Origin of the sequence: Methylobacterium sp. EM32, assembly GCF_040593685.1 — a bacterium.
In the GTDB taxonomy this organism is placed as follows: domain Bacteria; phylum Pseudomonadota; class Alphaproteobacteria; order Rhizobiales; family Beijerinckiaceae; genus Methylobacterium.
Window position 1 is genome coordinate 1 of sequence record NZ_JBEXZS010000022.1, and the last position, 20,403, is coordinate 20,403.

The window sequence follows — 20,403 nt, forward strand, 5'->3', positions numbered from 1 at the left end:
TCGTCTACGAACAGGAGCATCGCCCAAAACCCGCAACCGGGACCCTGGTCAGCCAAGCCCCATAACCGTCCACAGAAACGGGGCAATCCCAATCCCAATCCCAATCAGAGCCTATGGCCTTCAGCGTCCTGAACAAGGGCAAGCCTCCACGCGACACGGTACTGCTTTGGTACGCAGCTTGGTACGCAGGAGCAAGGCGCGGGTTTCTAAGTCGCTGATAGAGCACAGAAAAATAGGTGCTCTAAAGGCTTGGCTGGGGCGCCAGGATTCGAACCTGGGAATGGCGGTACCAAAAACCGCTGCCTTACCGCTTGGCGACGCCCCAACGCGCGGCTGGCGCTTCCATAGCCGGGTGGGGCGGTGCTGGCAACCGGGGCATTGCGCTTGGCGGAGAAGGCGGCGGTTGGAGGGGCTTTCGGGCTCGTGTATGCCGGGCCTTGCGAACGGCGCGGAGCGCCGCGAACCATCAACGACCGGACGGCGCGAAGCGCCGCAACGATCAACGACGAGGGGAGGAGAGGGCCGATGAGCACGCAGAAGGTCGCGCTGGTGACCGGGGCCGGTTCGGGGGTGGGCCGCGCGGTGGCGCTCGGGCTGGCGGAGGCCGGCTACGACGTGGTGCTGTCGGGGCGCCGTCCCGAGCCGCTGCAGGCGGTGGCCGCCGAGATCGAGGCCAAGGGCCGGCGCGCGCTCGCGCAGCCGACCGATATCGGCGACGAGGCCTCGGTGGCCGAACTCTTTTCCCGCGTCGAGCAGACGTTCGGCCGCCTCGACGTGCTGTTCAACAATGCCGGCATCGGCGCCCCGCCGGTCGAGCTCGACGAACTGCCCGTTGCGACCTGGAAGGCCGTGGTCGACACCAACCTCACCGGCGCCTTCCTGTGCACCCAGGGCGCGTTCCGGCTGATGAAGAAGCAGCAGCCGCGCGGCGGGCGCATCATCAACAACGGCTCGATCTCGGCCCACGTGCCGCGGCCGTTCTCGGCGCCCTACACCGCCACCAAGCACGCGATCACCGGGCTGACCCGCTCGACCTCCCTCGACGGGCGCGCCCACGACATCGCCTGCGGCCAGGTCGATATCGGCAACGCCGCCACCGACATGACCGTGCGCATGCAGGCGGGCGTGCCCCAGCCCGACGGCTCGACCCGCCCCGAGCCGACCATGGATGCCAAGCACGTCGCCGACGCGGTGGTCTACATGGCGAGCCTGCCGCTCGACGCCAACGTGCAGTTCATGACCGTGATGGCGACGAAGATGCCGTTCATCGGCCGCGGCTGAAGGCGCCCCGCCCGGGCGGGGCCTCTGGCCCTCCGGCGCCGGCTTGGGGTAGAGAGGCGGCGCGGGTGCCGGTGACAGGCGCCCGCGCCTCCCCATATCGGGGCTTCACCTCCTCACCGACGACCGGGCCCGACGGACCCGAGACGGTAAACCCGGGTCCGGGCCAGACACCTCCCATGCTGATGCAGACAGACGCCCCGCGCGCCCCCGCCGATCCGGTCGCCCGGCGCCGCACCTTCGCGATCATCTCGCACCCGGATGCCGGCAAGACCACGCTGACCGAGAAGCTGCTGCTGTTCGGCGGCGCGATCCAGCTCGCCGGCGAGGTCAAGGCCAAGCGCAACCGCGTCTCGACCCGCTCGGACTGGATGGGCATCGAGAAGGAGCGCGGCATCTCGGTCGTCACCTCGGTCATGACCTTCGAGTACGGCGACTGCGTCTTCAACCTGCTCGACACGCCGGGCCACGAGGACTTCTCGGAGGACACCTACCGGACGCTGACCGCGGTCGATTCCGCCGTGATGGTGATCGACGCGGCCAAGGGCATCGAGGCGCGCACCCGCAAGCTGTTCGAGGTCTGCCGCCTGCGCGACATCCCGATCGTCACCTTCATCAACAAGCTCGACCGGGAATCGCGCGACCCCTTCGACCTCCTCGACGAGATCGAGAAGACGCTCGCCCTCGACGTCGCACCCGTCACCTGGCCGATCGGGCGCGGCCGGAGCTTCGCCGGCACCTATGACCTGCTGCGGCGCCGGGTCCGCCGGCTCGACGCGGCGGACGATGCCGGCACGGTGCCGGTGACGGGCCTCGACGATCCGCTCTTCGACACCCTGCTGCCGGAGGCCGGGGACGCCGCGACCTGGCGCGAGGAGGCGGAACTCGCCGAGGGCGGCTGCAAGCCGTTCGACCTCGAGGCGTTTCGCGAGGGCCACCTGACCCCGGTCTTCTTCGGCAGCGCGCTGCGCAATTTCGGTGTGCGCGACCTGATCGACGGGCTGGCCGAGGTGGCGCCGCCGCCGCGCGGCCAGGACGCCGACATCCGCGCCGTCTCGCCGACCGAGCCGAAGATGACCGGCTTCGTGTTCAAGATCCAGGCGAACATGGACCCGAACCACCGGGACCGCATCGCCTTCATGCGGGTCTGCTCCGGCAAGCTCAGCCGCGGCATGAAGGCGCGGCTGGTGCGCACCGGCAAGCCGATCTCGCTCTCGGCGCCGCAATTCTTCTTCGCCCAGGACCGGGCCATCGCCGACGAGGCCTATGCGGGCGACGTCGTCGGCATCCCCAACCACGGGACTTTGCGCATCGGCGACACGCTGACCGAGGGCGAGGAGCTGGTCTTCCGCGGCGTGCCGAGCTTCGCCCCCGAGATCCTGCGCCGGATCAAGCTCACCGACGCGATGAAGGCCAAGAAGCTGCGCGAGGCGCTGCAGCAGATGGCGGAGGAGGGGGTGGTGCAGCTCTTCCTGCCGCAGGACGGTTCGGGCGCGATCGTCGGCGTCGTCGGCGCGCTGCAGCTCGATGTGCTCAAGGAGCGGCTCCAGGCCGAGTATGGCCTGCCGATCGACTATGAGCCGACCCGCTTCACCATCTGCCGCTGGATCGAATCGGAGGATCAGGCCGAGCTCGACAAGTTCATCGGCTCGCACGGCTCGTCGATGGCGAGCGATCTCGATGGGGCGCCGGTCTACATGGCGACCACCGGCTTCTCGCTGCGCTACGAGGAGGAGCGGGCGCCCGCGATCCGATTCACTGACGTCAAGGACTACCAGAAGCGGCGGGCCTGAGGGCCCTCCGGTCCCGCCCCGTGACGGGGCGGCGCCGGGATCTTTTAGAGCTTGCCGAGCAGCGGGAAGTCGACGTTGAGGCTCGAGATCGGGCCCACCGGCGTCTCGCGCTTGCGCGGCCGGCCGTTGAGCACCTGCTTCAGCTTCGTCTTCAGGAGCGACAGGTCGAACGGCTTGAGGATGAAGGCGTCGGCCCCGGCGAGGTGGGCGACGTTGATGTCCTCGAAACTGAACGAGGTCTCGGTCAGGATGAACGGCATGTTCATCAACTGGTCGTCGGCCCGGATCTCTCGCAGGAGCTGGATCCCGTCCATCGGCTCCATCTCGAGGTCGGAGATCACCAGGCCGTAGCGCTTGACGCGCAGCTGCTCGAGCGCCTGCGTTCCGTCGACCACGCCGTCGACCTCCGGGAAGCCGAGGCGGCTCATCAATTCGGTCACCAAGCGGACGAGTTTGACCTGGTCGTCGACGATCAGGATCGGGGGTGCTTCGCTCATCGGAACCAGCCAGCGGAATGAGGTTTCATGTCGGACCACCGGGGGCTCCCGGCGGCCCCCGGACAGGCGCCTCGCGAAAATCGGTAGCCGGCTTCGCGACAGCCTGCGACGAATCGAGAACCTGAGCGGACGACGCGTGAGGCTGCCAATTCAGGGCTGCCATTGCCGGCCGCTCAGACGAACAGATGGTCGATCCCCTGCTTGGCCATGGTGTCGGCCTGGAGGGCCTGGGCGAGGGCGTGGATCGTGCTGGCCTTCGGGGTGCCACGCTGGAGCATCGGCGCGAGGTTGGCCTTCTGGAACAGGGCATCGTTGGCCGCCGTGCGCAGCACGTAGGCGAACGAGGTCACGAATTCGCGCTTGGCGATCTCGCGCCACTCGACGATGTGCACGTCGCGGTGGCGGATGTCTCCGCCGATCCGCTGGAACGTCTCCTGCACCGACATCCGCTCCCCTTCGAGGATCTGGATGAAGTAGCCTTGATCGACGATCAGGAGGCTGGTGATGACGGAGAACTCGTTCTTCTTCTGCGCGTGCCGGGCGATGTCGGTGACCTGGCGCGCGCGCTCCCGCGGCTCGGCCGAGAGCTGGGCGCGCGAGAAGTAGATCAGGTGAATGAGGCTGCTTCGCTTGCTCGTACGCATATCCCTGGTCCCGCCGCGGTCCAGAAGGGCAGCTAAGGGCAAGAGCTTCAACACCGCGTAAACACGACCCCTCGCATCCCACGGCAGATTTTGCCGCAGGGGACTGTCCGCACCCGGCTGGTTTTGCCGCGCGAGCGTCCGAGCCTCCAGCAAAATCAAGGACTTGGGCCTTGGCACGCGGCTTGCGGAACCTTCCCCAAGTGATCCTGACGGGATTTTCGGAGAGCTGGGGAAGATGGACGTTTTCAGCGCGCTGCAGACCTCGGTCTCGGGACTCAAGGCCCAGGCCTTCAGCCTCGAGAACATCTCGGGCAACATCGCGAACTCGCAGACCGTCGGCTACAAGCGGATCGACACCGACTTCGTCGACATGCTGACCGAGCAGCCGGCCAAGCAGCAGGCCGCCGGCGGCGTCGCCGCCTTCTCGCAGCTGACCAACAGCCTGCAGGGCGGCGTGGCGGCCACCGGCATCTCCACCAACATGGCGCTCAGCGGCGACGGCTTCTTCACGGTGCAGACCGCGGGGAGCAACGGCGGCGGGACGCCGACCTTCTCGGGCACCAACCTCTACACCCGCCGCGGCGACTTCTCGGTCGACCGGGACGGCTACCTCGTCAACGGCGCCGGTGCCTATCTCACCGGCCAGAGCCTCGACCCGGCGACCGGGCAATCGACCGGCACCGGGCCGATCAAGGTCTCCGACGCGACCCTGGCGGCCAAGCCGACAACGAGCATCGCCTATGCGGCGAACCTGCCGAGCAACCCGACCACCACCTCGGGCGCGTCGCTCCTCGCCACGCTGCCCGGCGGCGATCCCCGGGTGCTCTCGGGCACCGCGACGACGGCCCCGACGGTCGCGGCGTCCGATTCGGCCGCCTTCGTCAATTCGAGCGTCGCGGGCGGCGAGCTCACGGCCTATTCGGGCACCGGCACCCCGGTGAGCGTGCAGATGCGCTGGGCCAAGGTCGCGAATGCCGACACGACGGCCGGCACCGGCGATACCTGGAACCTGTACTACGCCAACCAGACCGCCACCGGCAGCAATGCGGGAACCTGGCAGAACGTCGGCACCGCCTTCACCTTCAACGGCAGCGGCCAGCTCACCGCGCCGACCGGCACCAGCCTCAGCATCCCCGACGTGACGGTGAACGGGACCAATCTCGGGGCGGTGGCGCTGAACTTCGGCGCCGGCGGCCTGACCCAGTACGGCTCGTCGACCGGCCAGGTCACCACCAACACCCTGCAGCAGAACGGCTACGCCGCCGGCACCCTCAACTCCCTCGCGGTGACGAGCGACGGCAAGCTCACCGGCACCTATTCCAACGGCAGCAACGTGGCGCTGGCGCAGGTCGGGGTGGCGCGGTTCAACGCGCCCAACGCCCTCAAGGCGGTCTCGGGCGGCAACTACGCCCAGACGGCGGAATCCGGCGAGCCGCTGACCGGGCTGTCCGGCACCACGATCATCGGCGGCAACGTCGAGCAGTCGAACACCGACACGGCCGGCGAGTTCTCCAAGCTCATCGTCACCCAGCAGGCCTACTCGGCCAACACCCGGGTGATGTCGACCGCCCAGCAGATGATGTCGGATCTGATCAACGTCATCCGCTAGGGCAGCGTCCCGTCGCATGGCTTTCGGGCCGTGCTCAAGTTTATCGGTTTCGTCGCCACGATTGCAACGGACCGTTAGTCACTTCGGTGAATACTGCAAAAGGTAGGTTTCGCGAAGTGAGATCGTCGGGTTCGCGGCAAAAGGCTGCGGGCACGACAGCAATCCGGGCGGAGGCGTATCGGCGTGCCGATGCGGGTCCGCCCCGCGGCGGGGCCTCGTGCTCCGCTGTCCGGGACCCGTTCGGCCGCAAAAGGCGGCCCGGCCGGTTCCGGCCCGCCCGCGAGATGCCGGCCCGCGCGAGCCTGCCCCAAAAGGGGTGCGGCGGCGCGACCCGGCTCTCACCTCCCCACCCGGAATATCGACCGATGTCCCTCAACGCCCTCAACACCTCGACCGCCGGACTGCAGGTGACGCAGGCGGCGATCGGCCTCGTGTCGCAGAACGTCGCCAATTCCGGCACCGCCGGCTACGTCAAGCGCGTCCTCACCCCCGTCTCGACCCTCGGCAATGCCGGCGTCGCCACCGGCACGATCAGCCGCACCCTCGACGCGGTCTCGCTCAAGCAGCTGCGGCTCGAGACCGCGGGGGCGTCCTATACCGGGCTCTCGGCGAAGGTGCAGGGCCAGCTCGACGCGCTCTACGGCACCCCGGGCAGCAGCTCCGCCCTCGACGGGGTGATGAACAGCTTCACGCAGTCGCTCCAGGCGCTGACGAGCGACCCGACCTCCGCCGCCTCGCGGGCGACCGCCGTGAGCGGCGCCAGGACCGTCGCCACCACGATCTCCGGGATCGCGCAGGGCGTGCAGGACCTGCGCACCGGCCTCGAATCGCAGCTCGGCGGCGACGTCGCCGCGGCGAGCGCGCTCCTGTCCAAGGTTGCCGGCCTCAACGGCAAGATCGCCGGCGCCTCGACGAGCGATCCCGGCACCGCCGACCTCCTCGACCAGCGCGACCAGGCGATCAACACGCTGTCGCAATATCTCGACGTGCAGGTGAGCGACCAGCGCGACGGCTCGGTCACCCTGCTCACCGCCTCGGGCGCGACGCTCGTCGACCATACGGCCGCGGCGAGCCTGTCCTTCGACGGCCGCGGGACGTTGAGCGCCGAGGCGCAGTACTCGGCCGATGCCAGCACCCGCGGCGTCGGCACCGTGACGGCGACGACGCCGGCGGGTGCCAGGATCGACCTCGTCGCCACCGGGGCGATCCGCTCCGGCTCGATCGCCGCCGCGGTCTCGTTGCGCGACGACACCCTGGTCCAGGCGCAGCGTCAGCTCGACGACCTCGCCTCCGGCCTGTCGCGGGCGGCGAGCGACCGCCCGGCGACCGGCAGTGCGGTGTCCGACAACGGGCTCACCGGCTTCGACATCGACCTCACCGGGCTCCAGGCCGGCAACGCCGTGACGCTCGGCGTGCGCAACGCCGCAGGCGTCGGCCGCAACCTGATCCTGATGCCGACGAACGGCGCGGCGCCCGATCCGATCGATCCGGCGCTCACCGACGACCCGACGGCGCTGGTGGTGCCGGTCGACATCTCGGGCGGGTCCTCGACCTTCGCGGGCGAGATCGGCGCGGTGCTCGGCACCGGCTTCTCCGTCACGGCCACGCCCGGGGGCGCCGCCGGCGCGGTGCGGATCCTGTCGGATCCCGCGAGCCTCGCGCTCACCGGCGCCAGCGCCTCGGTGACGGTGCCGACGAGCGCGTCCGACACCAAGACCGGCAGCGGCCAGTTCGCGCTGTTCGTCGATGCCGGAGCCGGCAACGGCGTGTTCACCGGCTCGTTCGAGGGCGGCTCGCACCTGACGGGCTTCGCCCAGCGCCTCGCCGTCAACCCGGCGGTCAGCGCCGATTCGTCCACCCTGGTGAATTACTCGGGCACCACCGCCTCGGGCGATACCGCCCGGCCGCAGGCCCTCGTCGACGCTCTGACGAGCGGCACCCGGACCTTCTCGGCAACAAGCGGCATCGGCGGCGTCAGCGCCCCGCGCGTCACGACGGTCGTGGGCTTCGCCCAGTCGGTCGTCGACGCCCGCGGTGCGGCCAGCGCCGAGGCGCAGCAGCTCGACGAGGGCCAGAGCATCGCCCTGGCCTCGGCCCAGAGCCGCTTTGCGAAGGAGTCCGGCGTCAGCGTGGACGAGGAGATGTCCCGGCTGATCCAGCTCCAGACCGCCTACAGCGCCAATGCCCGGGTGCTGACCGCTGCCCGCGACATGCTCGACACCCTGCTCCGGATCTAGAAAGCCCGACCGCGATGACGATCGCCCCCTTCGCGGCCGGTACCGCCGCCGCCGACCTCAACACCCAGCGCCTCGTCGCGATGAAGACGACGCTCGGCACGCTGTCGAACCAGATCGGCAGCGGCCGGAACGCCGAGACCTATGGCGGCCTCGGCACCGGGCGCACGCAGAGCCTGTCGGCCCACGCCCAGATCAGCGCGCTCGACGGCTACATCGCGGCGGCCGGCACCGGCGCGACCCGGGTGGCCCTGGCCTCGGCCAGCGTGCAGCAGATCGCGACCCTCGGTTCCTCGGCCTGGAACGGCCTCGTCAGCGCCCGCACCGGCGCCGGCACCACCGCCCGCTCGACCCTGCAGCAGGATGCGGCGGGCAATCTCGGCGGCGCCCTCGACGCCCTCAACCAGAGCACCGGCGGCCAGTATATCCTGGGCGGCCGGGTCACCGACCGGGCGCCGGTGGAGACGGCCTCCCGCATCCTCGACGGCGATCCGGCGTCGGGCCTCGACGGCGTGCGCACGGTGATCGCCGAGCGCCAGGCCGCCGACCTCGGCGCCGGCACGCCGAGGATCGGGCGGCTCGACCTTGCGGGTTCGGGCGCGAGCGTGAGCCTGTCGGAGAGCGCATCCCCCGGCGTGCGGGCGAATTTCGGCTTCACGATCGCCGCGGCCGTCAGCTCGAACCCGGCCGGCCTCGCGGTCGCGTTCCAGGCCGGCGCGCCGGCCGCCGCCGCCCTGTCCTTCGCCAGCCAGCCGAGGGACGGCGACATCGTGCGGGTGAGCGTCCAGAACCCGGACGGCAGCCAGGGCTTCGTCGATCTCACCGCCCGGGCGGCGGGGATCGGCGGAGAGGGCACCTTCGCGATCGGGACTGACGCGGCGGCGAGCGCGCAGAACCTCACCGCGGCTCTGGGGGGCAAGACCGTCACCGGCGTGCAGAGCGCGAACCCGCCGGGCGCGGGCGTGGCGCTCTCCGGCGGAACCCCGGCCTCCGCGACCGTGACGGTCGGGGCGGGGCTCCAGGCTGGCGACAGCGTGCAGATCACCGTGGGGCTGCGCGACGGCACCAGCCAGACGATCAGCCTGAAGGCGTCCGCCGACGGCAAGGCCACCGGCACCTTCGCCATCGGCGCGAGCCCGGACGACACCGCCGCCAACCTCAAGTCGGCGCTCGCCACCGCGCTCGACGCCAGCGCCAGGACCGACCTCGCGGCGAGCTCCGCTACGCGGGCGGCGAGCGACTTCTTTTCCAGCTCGTCCTCGCCGGGCTTGAGCCCGCGTCGCGTGGCGACGGATGCGGCGGGCAATGCCACCGGCTACGTCGCCGATCCGAGCGGCCGCACCCTGATCTGGTACAAGGGCGACGACACCTCCGCCGATCCGCGCCGGACCGCGACCGTGCCGGTCTCCGGCGACCGGTCGGTGGCGATCGGCGTCCAGGCCAACGAATCCGCCTTCCGCGGCACGCTGAGCGGCCTCGCGGTGCTGGCCACCACCCCGTTCGACGAGACCGACACCGACAGCGCCCGCTTCGACGCCTATGCGGGCCGGGTCCAGACCCTGCTCAAGCCCGCCGACGGCCAGCCCTCGGTCCAGGGCATCGCCTCCGAGCTGAGCCTCGCCTCGGCCCAGATCGACACCCAGACGAGCCAGAACAAGGCCACCAAGGCGGTGCTGCAGAAGACCGTGGATGGTGTGGAGTCGGTTTCGACGGAGGAGGCGGCGACGAAGCTTTTGTCTCTGCAGACTCAGTTGCAGGCGAGCTATCAGGCGACGTCGATGCTGTCGAAATTGACGTTGACGAGTTATCTGTAAGGTCTCGGGGGCAATCTCACGGTCATTCCGGGGCTCGATGCAGTCGAGAGCCCGGGATCCATAAAAGCTGATGGTCCAGGATGAAGCGGATCGCGTCCGGCCTCGTTCTCCACCGTCAGCTTTTATGGATCCCGGGATCCGCTGCGCGGCCCCGGGATGACACGGAGGGTGACAGGATCGTCGGGCGAGTCGAACAGACCGTCAGTGAATCAAGAAACGCATCGCCGCGATGAGGATGCCGGCGAAGGCCGCGAGCATCGCACCGAGCTTGATCGTCATGCGCTGCTCGAGGAGCTTCATCTCCGACCGGACGGCGGCGAACTCGTTCCTGACATCCTTCTGAAACGCCGAGGCTTCCGCCCGAAGTGCGGTGAATTCCATCTTCATATCCGTCCGGAGCACAGCGATCTCCGACCGAACGGCGGCGAACTCGGCCGCTGTCTCGGATTTCGCCGGGACGTTGTCCTGAATGGCCGAGGAGATCGCTGCAGCCAACCCCTCCGCCTGCTCGGGCGAGAAGGCCGCATTCTCGCGCAGGTCGCGAGCGAGCTTCAGTGTGTCGAAGGCGAACATCGGCGACGGCAGCTCCTTCCGTAGAGGATAGGGGGCAGCCCGAGAAAGGGAAAGCCTCGGCGCAGCAGGTTGCGTGCCCGATCAGACGGCTTCCGGCGACGACGCGGATCCCTCCGCGGCCCCACCCTTCACCCGCGCCAGCACCAACTCCGTGAAGATCCGCGGGTGCGGCATCTCCGGCGCAGGCTGTCGGACCAGGGTCATCGGCGCCACCGGCGCAGGCCCGAGGATCGGGCGGTAGCGCACGCCCTCGGTCGCCAGCCGCGCCATCGAGCGCGGGACGATGGCGAGGGCGATGCCGGTCGCCACGAGGTTGACGACCGAGGCGAGCTGCGGCGCGTTCTGGGCGATGCGGGGCGAGAACCCGGCCGCCGCGCAGGCCGCCATGATGCCGTCGTAGAGCGCCCGGCCGTTGCGGCGCGGATAGACGATGAAGCCCTCGTTCGCGAGATCCGAGAGCTCCACCCCGTCGGTCCCGGTGGCCAGCCGATGGGTCGCCGGCAGGGCCACCACCATCGGCTCGTCGAACAGGTGGCGGGCCCAGAAATCGTCGACCTCGCCCTCGTCCGGGCGCATGAAGGCGACGTCGACCCGGCCGGCCCGGAAGGCGGCGAGCAGGCTCGCGGTCGTCTCCTCCAGAAGCTCGACCTGCACGTCCGGATAGGCGCTGCGGTAGTCGCGGATCGCCCCGGTCACCAGGGGGTGGAACGAGGCCGAGGAGGTGAAGCCGATGCGGATCTGGCCGACATCGCCGGTGGCGATGCGCCGGGCCCGGATCGTCGCCGCGTCGACGGCGGCCAGCACCGCCCGGGCATCGTCCGCGAAGGCGCGGCCGGGCTCGGTCAGCGCCACCCCGCGCGACAGGCGCTGGAGCAGGACGGTGCCGATCTCGGTCTCGAGGCTCTTGATCTGGTGGCTGAGCGCCGGCTGCGCGATGTTCAGCCGCTCCGCCGCCCGGGTGATGCTGAGATCGTCGGCCACCGCAACGAAGTAGCGAAGATGGCGAAGCTCCATCGCGCCGGTTTCCCCCTGATCCCCGGTTCCCGCCGGTGCCGACGGAGTCATGTCCGTCAGCCCTACGATAGAGGAGATCCGGGGGGGACCGCATGGCGCGCGACGGGAACGGCTTATCCGCGCGGCACGGTGTCCCGCACCGAGGGACGGTCGGCATGCGCGTCGCGGAAGGCCGCGACCGTCGGGCAGAGGCCGCGCCAGTCGTGGTCGGGGAAGCGGAACACCAGGTAGTCCAAAGCCGTGATCGCGGCGATCGCCGGCAGGCCGAAATCCTGGCTGCCGTCGAAGGCCGCATCGAGGCGCCGCAGGCCCTCCTGCATGGTGCGGAAGCGCTTCTTGCCGACGAGGCCGGTGTCGAAGTCCGGCGCCGACTTGCGGCCGATGATGATCGCCACCGCGGCGTCGAACACCCCGATCGCGACGCCCGCGGCCGAGAGCGCGGCGGGGCCGCCGGCCAGCACGGCGGGCGCAGGCCCGGTCGCGTCGAGGTGGCCGAGGATCAGCAGCGCTTCCGTGAGCCGCGTGCCGTCGTCGGTGACGAGGGTCGGCACGCGGCCGGCCGGGTTGGCGTCGAGGAAGGTCGGGTCGTCGGCCCAGGCATCGACGAAGGTGGTGTCGACGGCCTCGTTCAGGCCCTTCTCGATCAGCGCCATGCGGACGATGCGCACGAAGGGCGAGGTCGGGTTGGCGTAGAGCTTCATCGCGGGGGTTTCCGGTCAGAGCATTTTCCGACGAAGTGGATACCGGTTCGTCGAAGAAAATGCAGCAAGATCAAAGAACGAGAGCATTGCCCGATCGCAGCGCGATCGGGCAATGCTCTAGCCGGTGGTCAGGGGGCAGCCGCTCTTGTCGGCGGGGGTGAACAGCGTGTCGCCGGGAATCGTCTCGACGACGCGGTAGAGATCGGCCTTGCTCTTCGAGTCCTTCGGGCTCTTCACCTCGACGAGCATCATGTCCATCACCACCCGGCCGTTGGCCTGGATGCGCGGGTTGCCGTAGAAGCCGTCGTCGATCGGCAGCTCCTTCATCGCCTTGTTGACGGCGCCGGCCTCGTCGGTCCCGGCCTTCTCGACGGCTCTGAGATAGTGCCTCACTGAGGAGTAGGCGGCGGCGTGGCCCATGGTCGGCACCACGTTGCCGTTGCGGGCCATCAGGCGCTTGGCCCAGGCGCGGCTCGCCTCGTTGGCGTCCCAGTAGAAGTTCACCGCCATGCGGATCCCTTGCGCCACGTCGAGGCCGAGCGCCACGGTGTTGTTGGTGAAGACCAGCATCGCCACCACCTTCGAGGTGATGCCGAATTCCCGCGCCTGCTTGATGGTGTTGACGAGGTCCGGCCCGGCATTGGCGAGCCCGATCACGTCGGCGCCCGATGCCTGGGCCTGGATCAGCTGCGAGGAGATGTCGGTGGCGCCCAGCGGATGGCGGATCTCGCCGACCACCGTGCCGCCCGCGGCCTTCACCGCCTTGCCGGCATCCGCCGCCAGCCCGTGGCCGAAGACGTAGTCGGCGGTGATGAAGTACCATTTCTTGCCGCCGCTCTGCACCACGGCGCCCGCCACCGCCTTGGCGAGCTCGCCCGTCGAGGGCACCCACTGCGTGCCGTAGGGCGAGCAGCCGGGGCCGGAGAATTGCGAGGCGTAGCCGCCGGTCACCATCGTGGTGATCTTGCGCTCCTTGGCGTAGGCCTGCACGCCCAACCCCACCGAGCTGGCGCCGCCGAGCACGAAGGCGCTGACGCCGCGCTGGTCAACGAGCTGGCGGGCGAGGCCGGAGCCGATATCGGGCTTGTTCTGGTGGTCGACGCCGATCACCTCGATCGGTCGGCCCAGCACCTTGCCGCCGAAATCCTCCGCCGCCATCGTGGCGGCGAGCACCATGTTCGGCCCGCCATTGCCGGAATACATCCCCGACAGGTCCTCGATCACGCCGATGCGGAGCGGCGTCTCGGCGGCGAGGACGGGCGCGGTCAGCACCGTGGCGAACAGGCCGGCGACGGCGAGGCGTCGCGTCAGGGGCGTGCGGAGCATGGGGCGTTTCCTCGGCGATGGCATCGGTCTTCTGGCGCCCGTCGTGGAGCGTCGGAGCGATGCTTGATGATGGCCGGTTTATCGCGCCACTGCGCAGTCGCCGTCCAATAGTTTGCGCATCGCCCCGCCATCGTTTCCCGGTATGGCAGAACGTGACCTTGCGGACCTTGGCGGTGAGGACTCTGCGGGTGCGGCGCCCCGTCATCGTCGCCGGCTATGGCTGGCGCCCGATCTTTGTATTGGACGGCACGCCCGCCCGCGGGCGACACCGCCGGCACGACCGCGAGGGTTCGCATCGAAGCGCCCCGCACCCCGAGGAGACGCCCGCATGATCACCAGCTTCTACATGCCGACCCGGATCGTCTCAGGGTCCGGCGCGCTCGCCACCATCGGCACGCTCGCCCGCGACCTCAGGATGACGCGGGTGCTGGTCGTGTCCGATCCGGTCATCTCGGCGCAGGGGTTCCACGCGGATGCGCTCGCGGCCCTGGAGGGCGCCGGCCTGAAGGTCGCGCGCTTCGACGAGTGCGGGATCGACGCGCGCTGCTCGCATATCGACGACCAGGGCGAGCGGGTGCGCCGGGACGGCATCGACGGGGTGGTGTGCATCGGCGGCGGCTCGGTGATGTGCACCGGCAAGGGCATCGCCATCGTGGCGACGAACCACAAACCCATGGCGGAATGCACCGGCGTCGGGCAGTTCGACCGCAAGGCGCTGCCGATGATCATGGTGCCGACCACCGCCGGCTCCGGCTCGGAAGTGTCGCAATGGACCATCGTCAAGGACGAGGTGCGCCATCTGAAGCTCCTCGGCGGCGGTCCCCTGAGCTTTCCCGACGCGGCGATCCTCGACCCTGTCACCTTGCGCTCGCTGCCGATGCACGTCGCGGCTTTGCCGGCGGTCGACGCGCTGACCCACGGCGTCGAGGCCTATTTGAGCGGCATCGCCTCGCCGCTGACCGACGCGGTGGCGCTCGCCGCCGTGCGGCTCCAGGCCGCCTCCTTGCGCGCCTCGATCAATTCCGACGACGACCGCGCCCGCGAGGACAACCTGGTCGCCTCCTGCATGGCCAACATCGCCTGCGGCAATGCCCGGCTCGGCCACGGCCACGCCCTGTCGCTGCCGCTGGAGGGCCATCTCGACCTGCCCCATCCCTACGGCGTCGGGGTCCTACTGCCGCACGTGATCGCGTTCAACCTCGCGGTGCTGCCGGCCAAGGTGCGCCCCCTCGCCGAGGCCTTGGAGGTCGAGACCACGGGCCTGTCGCGCCAGGAGATGATCGAATCTTGCGCCGACGCGGTGCGGGCGCTCTACGCCGATATCGGCTTCCCGGAGCGCTTCACCCCCGAGCAATTGCCCCGCGACCGGGTCCGCGAGATGGCGCTCCGCGCCGTGCCAGGCCTCTATGCCGGCATCGCCGCCAAGGATTTCGACCCGGCGAGCGCCCACGACCGCACGATCATCGCGAGCCCGGCGGCGCGCAAGATGACGGTCAGGCAGGCGGAGGAGATCTTTGGGCGGTGCGTGGCGTAGTCGGTCGATACGCGCTGCGGATCTGACGTCCTCCGCGTCATCCCGGGGCCGCGAAGCGGAGCCCGGGGTGCCGAAGGCACGCCCAGAACCGCAGGAGGTCGAGAATGGAGCGGAACGCCTTTCGCCTCGTTCAGCACCACCTGCGTTTCTGGATTCCGGGCTCCGCTTCGCGGCCCCGGAATGACCCTGAGTGTTCGGAGATGGTGCGAAGAATTCAGCAACGCCTTGGTCGCTCGTCACCCGAAGGATCGATGCGTCTGATCCCGCCCGCGCCACGGTCGGGCCCGTGAAATCCCGCCGCGGGCGTGTCCCCCACGCCATGGCGCGCCATCGCCCACCATGCTTCTCTCCACCCCGAACGGGAGGGCCGGCTCATGCGCACGACATCGATGATCCTCGCGGCCGCCCTGTTCGCGGCGTCCGTGGCGGTCCTGCCGGCCTACGCGCTCGACATCCGCGAGCTCCCCATCGCCAAGGCGCCCGAGGCCTGCCCGCACGAGGGGCCCGGCTTCACCCGGGTCGTCCCCGGCGGTCCCTGCATGCGGATCAGTGGCCGGGTGCGGGCCGAGGCCGGGACGCCGGTTCACGCCCGCCCCGGGGCCGGGCTCGACGGGGCGGCGCGCGGCGTGGTCAGCGCCTCCGGCCGGGTCGCGATCGACACCCGGACGCAGACCGATTACGGCCCGGCCCGGGCCTATATCCGCCTCGGCACCAGCCACTAAGCAGAGTTGCCTGGCGCAACTCTGCTTAGTTTATTGATTTTGCATCATTCTTACCGCCGAACCGGTGACCACTTCGGCGAATGATGCATAGCCTACAGGCTGCGCGACAGCACCAGCGGCGCGCTGCGGCGGTGGCCGTAGGGGGAGGGGGCCGGCCGGCTGCCGTAGCCGGTCCCATAACCCTTGGGCTCGGCGTTGCGGGTCAGCTCCGTCGAGAGGTTGCGCAGCAAGCCCTCCGAGATCGCCCGGGCGGTCGCCAGCACCGCCTGGTTGGCCGCGACCGTCTCCGAGAAGCGGCCATGCGCCTCGCGGAGCGCCGCGACGCCGTCGGGCGCGAAGCGGGCGAGCGCCACGGCATTCGCCTTCACCGCCTGCAGGCCCTGGAGGTAGGCGCCGGCGAGCGCCGTCTTCTGCGGCGCCTCGGCCAGGCCCTCGGCGAGGCGCCCGACCCGGATGTGGTCGCTCTCGCGCCCGAGCAGGGTCTCGAGCTCGCGCATGGTGCCCAGCGTCTCGGCGACGAGGCGCTCGGCGGCCGCGGCATCCGCGACCGGGGCGGGGCGGACGGCCTCAGCCATTGGCGCCTCCCTGGAGCCGCAGCATCTCGCGCATCACCTGGTCGCCGATGCCGATGCCGCCGCTCTTCACGATCGACTGGGCGTATTCCTTGTTGAGCATCGAGCGGTAGACGCCGCCGCCGGTGCCGTTCTCGCCAAGCGGCCCGTCGGTGCCCTGCGAGCGGTTGAGCACGTCGAGGCTCTGCTCCAGGAACATCGCCTCGAAATCCTTGGCGGTCTTCTGGATCTTGGTCTTGTCGCCGGCGGGTGCCGTGGTGTTGCCGGTGAGCGCCGACAGCCCGGAGGCGGCGGCCCCGGCGAGGGCCTGGCCGACCGCCATTCCGGCAGAGGCCGCGAGGGGAGCAAGCGGTAGCATCGGCGTTCAGTCCTCGGGTTCGACAGAAGAAGGGCAGGGTGGAGGGGCCGGCGTCACATCACTTCGATGTCGGCTTGCAGCGCGCCGGCGGTCTTGATCGCCTGGAGGATCGAGATCAGGTCGCGCGGGCCGATGCCGAGTGCGTTGAGCCCGTCGACCAGTTCGCGCAGGGTCACGCCCTCCTTGACCAGGGCGAGCTTGTTCTTCTCGCCGGCATCGACCTTGAGGGCGGTGCGCGGCACCACCACGGTCTCGCCGTTGGAGAACGGCGCCGGCTGGCTCACCTGCGGCTGCTCGGTGATGGTGACGGTGAGGTTGCCCTGGGCGACCGCCACGGTGGAGACCCGCACGTCGCGGCCCATCACGATGATGCCGGAGCGCTCGTCGATCACCACCCGGGCGGTCTGGTCGGGCTCGACCTTCAGCTGCTCGACCTCGGTGAGCAGCCGGATCATGTTGCCCTGGTAGCGCGCCGGCACCTGCAGGGTGACCGTGGAGGGGTCGGTCGGCTCGGCGGTGTCGGCGCCCATGAAGTCGTTGATCGCTGCGGCGATGCGCTTTGAGGTGGTGAAGTCGGGGTTGCGCAGCGACAGGCGCAGGCACTTCTGCTCGTTGAGCTTGAAGGCGATCTCGCGCTCGATCACCGCCCCGTTGGCGATGCGCCCGTTGGTCGGCACGCCGCGGGTGATCTTGGCCGCGTCGCCCTCGGCCTGGAAGCCCGCGATGGCGAGCGACCCTTGCGCCACCGCATAGGCCTCGCCGTCGGCGGCGAGCAGCGGGGTGACCAGCAGCGTGCCGCCCTGGAGCGACTTGGCGTCGCCGAGCGACGACACCGTGACGTCGATCCGGGTGCCCTGCGCGGCGAAGGGGGGGAGGTTCGCCGTCACCATCACGGCGGCGAGGTTGGCGGTGCGCATCGTGGCGCCCCGCGTGTTGACGCCGAGCCGCTCCAGCATCGCCTGCACCGACTGCTTGGTGAAGGGCGCGTTGTTGAGCGTGTCGCCGGTGCCGTTGAGCCCGACCACGATGCCGTAGCCGATGAGCTGGTTGCTTCGCATGCCCTCGACGCTGGCGAGGTCCTTCACCCGCGACAGGGCGAGGGCGGGCTGGGCGGCGACGAGGGCCAGAAAGGCGAGGACGAGGAGGCGAAGGCGCATGACGGGGTCCCGAAACTCGAAGGGCAGATTGCCAGGACCGTGCCAGCCCCCGCGCCACCCGTAAGTCTCTGGTAAGGTTACCGATCCGTTTCTCGCACTCGCCGGCGGCGGGCGTCCCGGGCCCGGTCGTTTTCGCCTGGCGGCAAGATCTGCCGCCTCGTTTACGGCGCATTCACCATACCGGGGCGAGGTTTGCGGGACAGAAGCGAACCTTCGTGACCCGGACCCGATCCCATGCGTGTCGACACCCGCCTCGCGGCCACCCCCCTGTCGGGGGCCGGCTCGCGCACCCTGCCGGCAGGCGGCGTGTTCACCCTCGGCACGGAGGGCGCGCGGGGACCGACCAGCGCCGGCAGCGCGATGCCGCTCGCCAACCTCAGTGCCATCCTGACCCTCCAGGGCCAGGATGAGATCGCCGCCGACCGCCGCCGCCGGGCGACGAAGCGCGGCCACGACCTCCTCGATTCCCTCGACCGCCTCAAGGCCGCCCTGCTCGGCGGCCGCGTCGCCGCGAGCGAGTTGCAGGCCATCGCCGGCCGCCTCGCCGAACGCAACGGCACCACCGGCGATCCCCGCCTCGACGACCTGATCGGCCAGATCGAATTGCGGGCGCAGGTCGAGCTGGCGAAGCTCGGGATGGCGGGGACTTGACGGGCCGGTGAATGACCATAGCCTCCTGAAGGGAAGGCGTATGCAGGTGCGAAAAGACGGCGACGCGCTGGAAGGATGAATTTTCTAGCTTGCGCCAAAAACTTCCGCTGTCTTCGCTTGCATCTTTAGATATTCCTTCAAATTTCTAAGAAATGCTCCGGCCATTCCAAGGCCGGAGCCCCTGTCGATGAGCGTCCTCACATCCATCCGCGGGAGGCTGGTCGCGCTCCTGGTGATCCTGGCTGGGCTGATCGCCGCGGCCCTTGGGGGCGGGGGGTGGGGTGTCGCCGCGATGCGGGACGCGATCGAGCACATCTATAGCGGCCGCGTCGTGCCCCTGCGCGACCTGAAGTCGGTCGCCGATCTCTACGCCGTCAACATCGTCGACACCTCGCACAAGCGCCGCGCCGGCAGCCTGACCGCGGCCGAGGCGCTGCGCAATGTCGAGCAGGCCCTGGGGCAAGTGGACGATCACTGGTCGGCCTACCGGAACAAGGTGATGAGCCCGCGTGAGACCCGAATCGCCCGGGAGGTCGAGGCCGCGATGGCGCGCGCCAAGCCCGTCATCGCCCGGTTGGTCGGCCTCCTGCGCAGCGAGGACGCGCCCGGCCTCGCCGCCTTCGTCACCCGCGACCTGTACCCGGCGATCGACCCGATCTCCGAGGCGGTGGGAGACCTGGTCGACCTGCAGCTCGACGAGGCGCGCGACGGCGAGGTAGCGGCCGACGCCCTCTACCGCCTGCTCGCCTGGATCCTGCTCGGGGTGGTGCTGGTGGCGGCGCTCGCCCTCGCGATCGCCAGCCGGATCGTGCTCGCCGGCGTCTCGATGCCGCTGACCCGCATCACCGGCCAGATGCAGGCCCTCTCGAACGGCGATCTCACGGTCACGGTCACCGACCGGGACAAGCGGGACGAGATCGGGACGCTCGCCCGCGCCCTGCAGGTGTTCAAGGACGCCCTGACCACCAAGCGGGAGGCGGACCGCGCCGCAGCCCTGGAGGCTGACGCGAAGATGCGTCGCGCCGAGCACCTCGACGGCTTGACCCGCGCTTTCGAGACCCGCGCGATGGCGCTGAGCCGCGGCGTCGCCGTCGCCGCATCCGGCATGGAGGCGGCGGCCGGCACGATGGCCGCCACCGCCGAGGCGACCACCGGGCAGTCGGTGACCGTGGCGGCCGTGTCCGAGCAGACGTCGGCCAACGTGCAGACCGTGGCGAGCGCGACGGAGGAACTCGCCGCCTCGATCCAGGAGATCGCCGCCCAGGTCGGCCAGTCGGCCCGGATGGCTGCCGCCGCCCGGGACGAGACGCGGCGCTCGGACGAGGTGGTGCAGGCCCTGGCCTCCGGCGTCCGGGCGATCGGCGACGTCGTCGGGCTAATCTCGGGGATCGCCGGCCAGACCAACCTTCTCGCCCTGAACGCCACCATCGAGGCGGCCCGGGCCGGCGAGGCGGGGCGGGGCTTCGCGGTCGTCGCCGCCGAGGTCAAGGCCCTGGCGGAGCAGACGACGCGGGCCACCGAGGAGATCGCCCGCCAGATCGGCGCGATCCAGGCCGGGACCGGCGGGGCGGTCGATGCCATCGCGGCGGTCGGCCGGCGGATCGGCGCGATGGACAGCATCGCGGCGGGCGTCGCCGCGGCGATGGAGGAGCAGGGGGCGGCAACCCAGGAGATCGCCCGGAACGTGCAGCAGGTCTCCCGCGGGACCGGTGCCGTGACGGACGCCATCGCCGCGGTGCGCGACGGTGCCGGCGAGACCGGTGCGGCGGCGGCCCAGGTTCTCGACGCGGCGCAGGAGATGTCCCGCTCCGCCGAGGAGTTGCAGCGGGCGGTAGTCGGGTTCCTGAGCGACGTGCGGGCGGCGTGAGCGGGCCAGCCCGGCCGTTGACGCACCACCGCCGCTCCCCCACAACAGCGCCCGCTCGG

At 70.2% G+C, this 20,403-nt stretch carries 18 protein-coding genes and 1 tRNA gene; 9 read left to right on the plus strand and 10 right to left on the minus strand.

Annotated features, from left to right (window positions below):
- Nucleotides 1-250: 250 nt before the first annotated feature.
- A tRNA-Gln gene (locus ABZT49_RS03515) sits at nucleotides 251-325 on the minus strand.
- Between the two features lie 200 nt (nucleotides 326-525).
- Between ABZT49_RS03515 and ABZT49_RS03520 the strand changes: the two genes are divergently transcribed.
- Together ABZT49_RS03520 and ABZT49_RS03525 are read left to right on the plus strand one after the other, a co-directional pair.
- The gene (locus ABZT49_RS03520) at nucleotides 526-1,281 is read left to right on the plus strand and encodes an SDR family oxidoreductase (protein ID WP_355283097.1); all 756 of its coding nucleotides are present in this window, start codon (nucleotides 526-528) and stop codon (nucleotides 1,279-1,281) included.
- Nucleotides 1,282-1,457: 176 nt separating this feature from the next.
- Entirely contained in the window at nucleotides 1,458-3,071 is a 1,614-nt protein-coding gene (locus tag ABZT49_RS03525; RefSeq protein WP_355283099.1) for a peptide chain release factor 3, read from the plus strand.
- A 44-nt stretch (nucleotides 3,072-3,115) separates the two neighbouring features.
- On the opposite strand, the gene ABZT49_RS03530 is transcribed toward ABZT49_RS03525, so the two are convergent.
- Together ABZT49_RS03530 and ABZT49_RS03535 are read right to left on the minus strand one after the other, a co-directional pair.
- Nucleotides 3,116-3,568, minus strand: a complete 453-nt coding sequence (locus ABZT49_RS03530; protein ID WP_355283102.1) for a response regulator — start codon at nucleotides 3,566-3,568, stop codon at nucleotides 3,116-3,118.
- A gap of 173 nt (nucleotides 3,569-3,741) precedes the next feature.
- Nucleotides 3,742-4,212, minus strand: coding sequence for a BLUF domain-containing protein (locus ABZT49_RS03535; protein WP_355283104.1), 471 nt, complete (start codon nucleotides 4,210-4,212; stop codon nucleotides 3,742-3,744).
- A 235-nt stretch (nucleotides 4,213-4,447) separates the two neighbouring features.
- Between ABZT49_RS03535 and ABZT49_RS03540 the strand changes: the two genes are divergently transcribed.
- The 3 genes from ABZT49_RS03540 (at nucleotide 4,448) to ABZT49_RS03550 (ending at nucleotide 9,869) form a co-directional block, all read left to right on the plus strand.
- The gene (locus tag ABZT49_RS03540; protein ID WP_355283107.1) at nucleotides 4,448-5,821 is read left to right on the plus strand and encodes a flagellar hook-basal body complex protein; all 1,374 of its coding nucleotides are present in this window, start codon (nucleotides 4,448-4,450) and stop codon (nucleotides 5,819-5,821) included.
- A gap of 365 nt (nucleotides 5,822-6,186) precedes the next feature.
- A complete protein-coding gene (gene flgK, locus ABZT49_RS03545) occupies nucleotides 6,187-8,058 on the plus strand; it encodes a flagellar hook-associated protein FlgK (RefSeq protein ID WP_355283109.1) in 1,872 nt (623 codons plus the stop codon).
- A gap of 14 nt (nucleotides 8,059-8,072) precedes the next feature.
- A complete protein-coding gene (locus ABZT49_RS03550; RefSeq protein WP_355283111.1) occupies nucleotides 8,073-9,869 on the plus strand; it encodes a hypothetical protein in 1,797 nt (598 codons plus the stop codon).
- A gap of 201 nt (nucleotides 9,870-10,070) precedes the next feature.
- Here ABZT49_RS03550 and ABZT49_RS03555 read toward each other — a convergent pair whose 3' ends face one another.
- The 4 genes from ABZT49_RS03555 to ABZT49_RS03570 all read right to left on the minus strand — a co-directional run bounded on the left by ABZT49_RS03555 (nucleotide 10,071) and on the right by ABZT49_RS03570 (nucleotide 13,483).
- Nucleotides 10,071-10,442, minus strand: coding sequence for a hypothetical protein (locus ABZT49_RS03555; RefSeq protein ID WP_355283113.1), 372 nt, complete (start codon nucleotides 10,440-10,442; stop codon nucleotides 10,071-10,073).
- Between the two features lie 81 nt (nucleotides 10,443-10,523).
- Nucleotides 10,524-11,456 (minus strand): LysR substrate-binding domain-containing protein, encoded by a 933-nt coding sequence (locus ABZT49_RS03560; protein WP_355283116.1) that lies wholly within the window; start codon nucleotides 11,454-11,456, stop codon nucleotides 10,524-10,526.
- A 113-nt stretch (nucleotides 11,457-11,569) separates the two neighbouring features.
- Nucleotides 11,570-12,157, minus strand: coding sequence for a glutathione S-transferase family protein (locus ABZT49_RS03565; protein WP_355283118.1), 588 nt, complete (start codon nucleotides 12,155-12,157; stop codon nucleotides 11,570-11,572).
- 117 nt (nucleotides 12,158-12,274) lie between these two features.
- Entirely contained in the window at nucleotides 12,275-13,483 is a 1,209-nt protein-coding gene (locus ABZT49_RS03570) for an ABC transporter substrate-binding protein (protein WP_355283120.1), read from the minus strand.
- A gap of 328 nt (nucleotides 13,484-13,811) precedes the next feature.
- On the opposite strand from ABZT49_RS03570, the gene ABZT49_RS03575 reads away from it, so the two are divergent.
- A complete protein-coding gene (locus ABZT49_RS03575) occupies nucleotides 13,812-15,017 on the plus strand; it encodes an iron-containing alcohol dehydrogenase (RefSeq protein ID WP_355283123.1) in 1,206 nt (401 codons plus the stop codon).
- Nucleotides 15,018-15,391: 374 nt separating this feature from the next.
- Nucleotides 15,392-15,739: a hypothetical protein gene (locus tag ABZT49_RS03580; RefSeq protein WP_355283126.1), complete on the plus strand. Its 348-nt coding sequence runs from the start codon at nucleotides 15,392-15,394 to the stop codon at nucleotides 15,737-15,739.
- A gap of 92 nt (nucleotides 15,740-15,831) precedes the next feature.
- On the opposite strand, the gene ABZT49_RS03585 is transcribed toward ABZT49_RS03580, so the two are convergent.
- The 3 genes from ABZT49_RS03585 to ABZT49_RS03595 are packed head-to-tail and all read right to left on the minus strand — an operon-like array spanning nucleotide 15,832 to nucleotide 17,826.
- Entirely contained in the window at nucleotides 15,832-16,314 is a 483-nt protein-coding gene (locus tag ABZT49_RS03585; protein WP_355283129.1) for a hypothetical protein, read from the minus strand.
- The gene (locus ABZT49_RS03590; RefSeq protein ID WP_355283131.1) at nucleotides 16,307-16,669 is read right to left on the minus strand and encodes a rod-binding protein; all 363 of its coding nucleotides are present in this window, start codon (nucleotides 16,667-16,669) and stop codon (nucleotides 16,307-16,309) included. Before ABZT49_RS03590 ends, ABZT49_RS03585 begins: the two co-directional genes overlap by 8 nt.
- Nucleotides 16,670-16,722: 53 nt before the next feature.
- Nucleotides 16,723-17,826 carry a flagellar basal body P-ring protein FlgI gene (locus tag ABZT49_RS03595; protein ID WP_355283134.1) on the minus strand — a complete coding sequence of 368 codons (1,104 nt, stop codon included), beginning with the start codon at nucleotides 17,824-17,826 and terminating at the stop codon, nucleotides 16,723-16,725.
- 234 nt (nucleotides 17,827-18,060) lie between these two features.
- Here ABZT49_RS03595 and ABZT49_RS03600 point away from each other — a divergent pair, with 234 nt between their 5' ends.
- Complete coding sequence (locus ABZT49_RS03600; protein ID WP_355283136.1) at nucleotides 18,061-18,477, plus strand: flagellar assembly protein FliX; 417 nt, start codon at nucleotides 18,061-18,063, stop codon at nucleotides 18,475-18,477.
- 187 nt (nucleotides 18,478-18,664) lie between these two features.
- A complete protein-coding gene (locus tag ABZT49_RS03605) occupies nucleotides 18,665-20,344 on the plus strand; it encodes a methyl-accepting chemotaxis protein (RefSeq protein ID WP_355283139.1) in 1,680 nt (559 codons plus the stop codon).
- The last annotated feature ends 59 nt before the right edge of the window (nucleotides 20,345-20,403 follow it).

Coding starts and splice junctions, on each gene's coding strand:
- ABZT49_RS03520 (WP_355283097.1), top strand. CDS start 526: ATGAGCACGCAGAAGGTCGCGCTGGTGACCGGGGCCGGTTCGGGGGTG.
- ABZT49_RS03525 (WP_355283099.1), top strand. CDS start 1,458: ATGCTGATGCAGACAGACGCCCCGCGCGCCCCCGCCGATCCGGTCGCC.
- ABZT49_RS03530 (WP_355283102.1), bottom strand. CDS start 3,568: ATGAGCGAAGCACCCCCGATCCTGATCGTCGACGACCAGGTCAAACTC.
- ABZT49_RS03535 (WP_355283104.1), bottom strand. CDS start 4,212: ATGCGTACGAGCAAGCGAAGCAGCCTCATTCACCTGATCTACTTCTCG.
- ABZT49_RS03540 (WP_355283107.1), top strand. CDS start 4,448: ATGGACGTTTTCAGCGCGCTGCAGACCTCGGTCTCGGGACTCAAGGCC.
- flgK (WP_355283109.1), top strand. CDS start 6,187: ATGTCCCTCAACGCCCTCAACACCTCGACCGCCGGACTGCAGGTGACG.
- ABZT49_RS03550 (WP_355283111.1), top strand. CDS start 8,073: ATGACGATCGCCCCCTTCGCGGCCGGTACCGCCGCCGCCGACCTCAAC.
- ABZT49_RS03555 (WP_355283113.1), bottom strand. CDS start 10,442: ATGTTCGCCTTCGACACACTGAAGCTCGCTCGCGACCTGCGCGAGAAT.
- ABZT49_RS03560 (WP_355283116.1), bottom strand. CDS start 11,456: ATGGAGCTTCGCCATCTTCGCTACTTCGTTGCGGTGGCCGACGATCTC.
- ABZT49_RS03565 (WP_355283118.1), bottom strand. CDS start 12,157: ATGAAGCTCTACGCCAACCCGACCTCGCCCTTCGTGCGCATCGTCCGC.
- ABZT49_RS03570 (WP_355283120.1), bottom strand. CDS start 13,483: ATGCTCCGCACGCCCCTGACGCGACGCCTCGCCGTCGCCGGCCTGTTC.
- ABZT49_RS03575 (WP_355283123.1), top strand. CDS start 13,812: ATGATCACCAGCTTCTACATGCCGACCCGGATCGTCTCAGGGTCCGGC.
- ABZT49_RS03580 (WP_355283126.1), top strand. CDS start 15,392: ATGCGCACGACATCGATGATCCTCGCGGCCGCCCTGTTCGCGGCGTCC.
- ABZT49_RS03585 (WP_355283129.1), bottom strand. CDS start 16,314: ATGGCTGAGGCCGTCCGCCCCGCCCCGGTCGCGGATGCCGCGGCCGCC.
- ABZT49_RS03590 (WP_355283131.1), bottom strand. CDS start 16,669: ATGCTACCGCTTGCTCCCCTCGCGGCCTCTGCCGGAATGGCGGTCGGC.
- ABZT49_RS03595 (WP_355283134.1), bottom strand. CDS start 17,826: ATGCGCCTTCGCCTCCTCGTCCTCGCCTTTCTGGCCCTCGTCGCCGCC.
- ABZT49_RS03600 (WP_355283136.1), top strand. CDS start 18,061: ATGCGTGTCGACACCCGCCTCGCGGCCACCCCCCTGTCGGGGGCCGGC.
- ABZT49_RS03605 (WP_355283139.1), top strand. CDS start 18,665: ATGAGCGTCCTCACATCCATCCGCGGGAGGCTGGTCGCGCTCCTGGTG.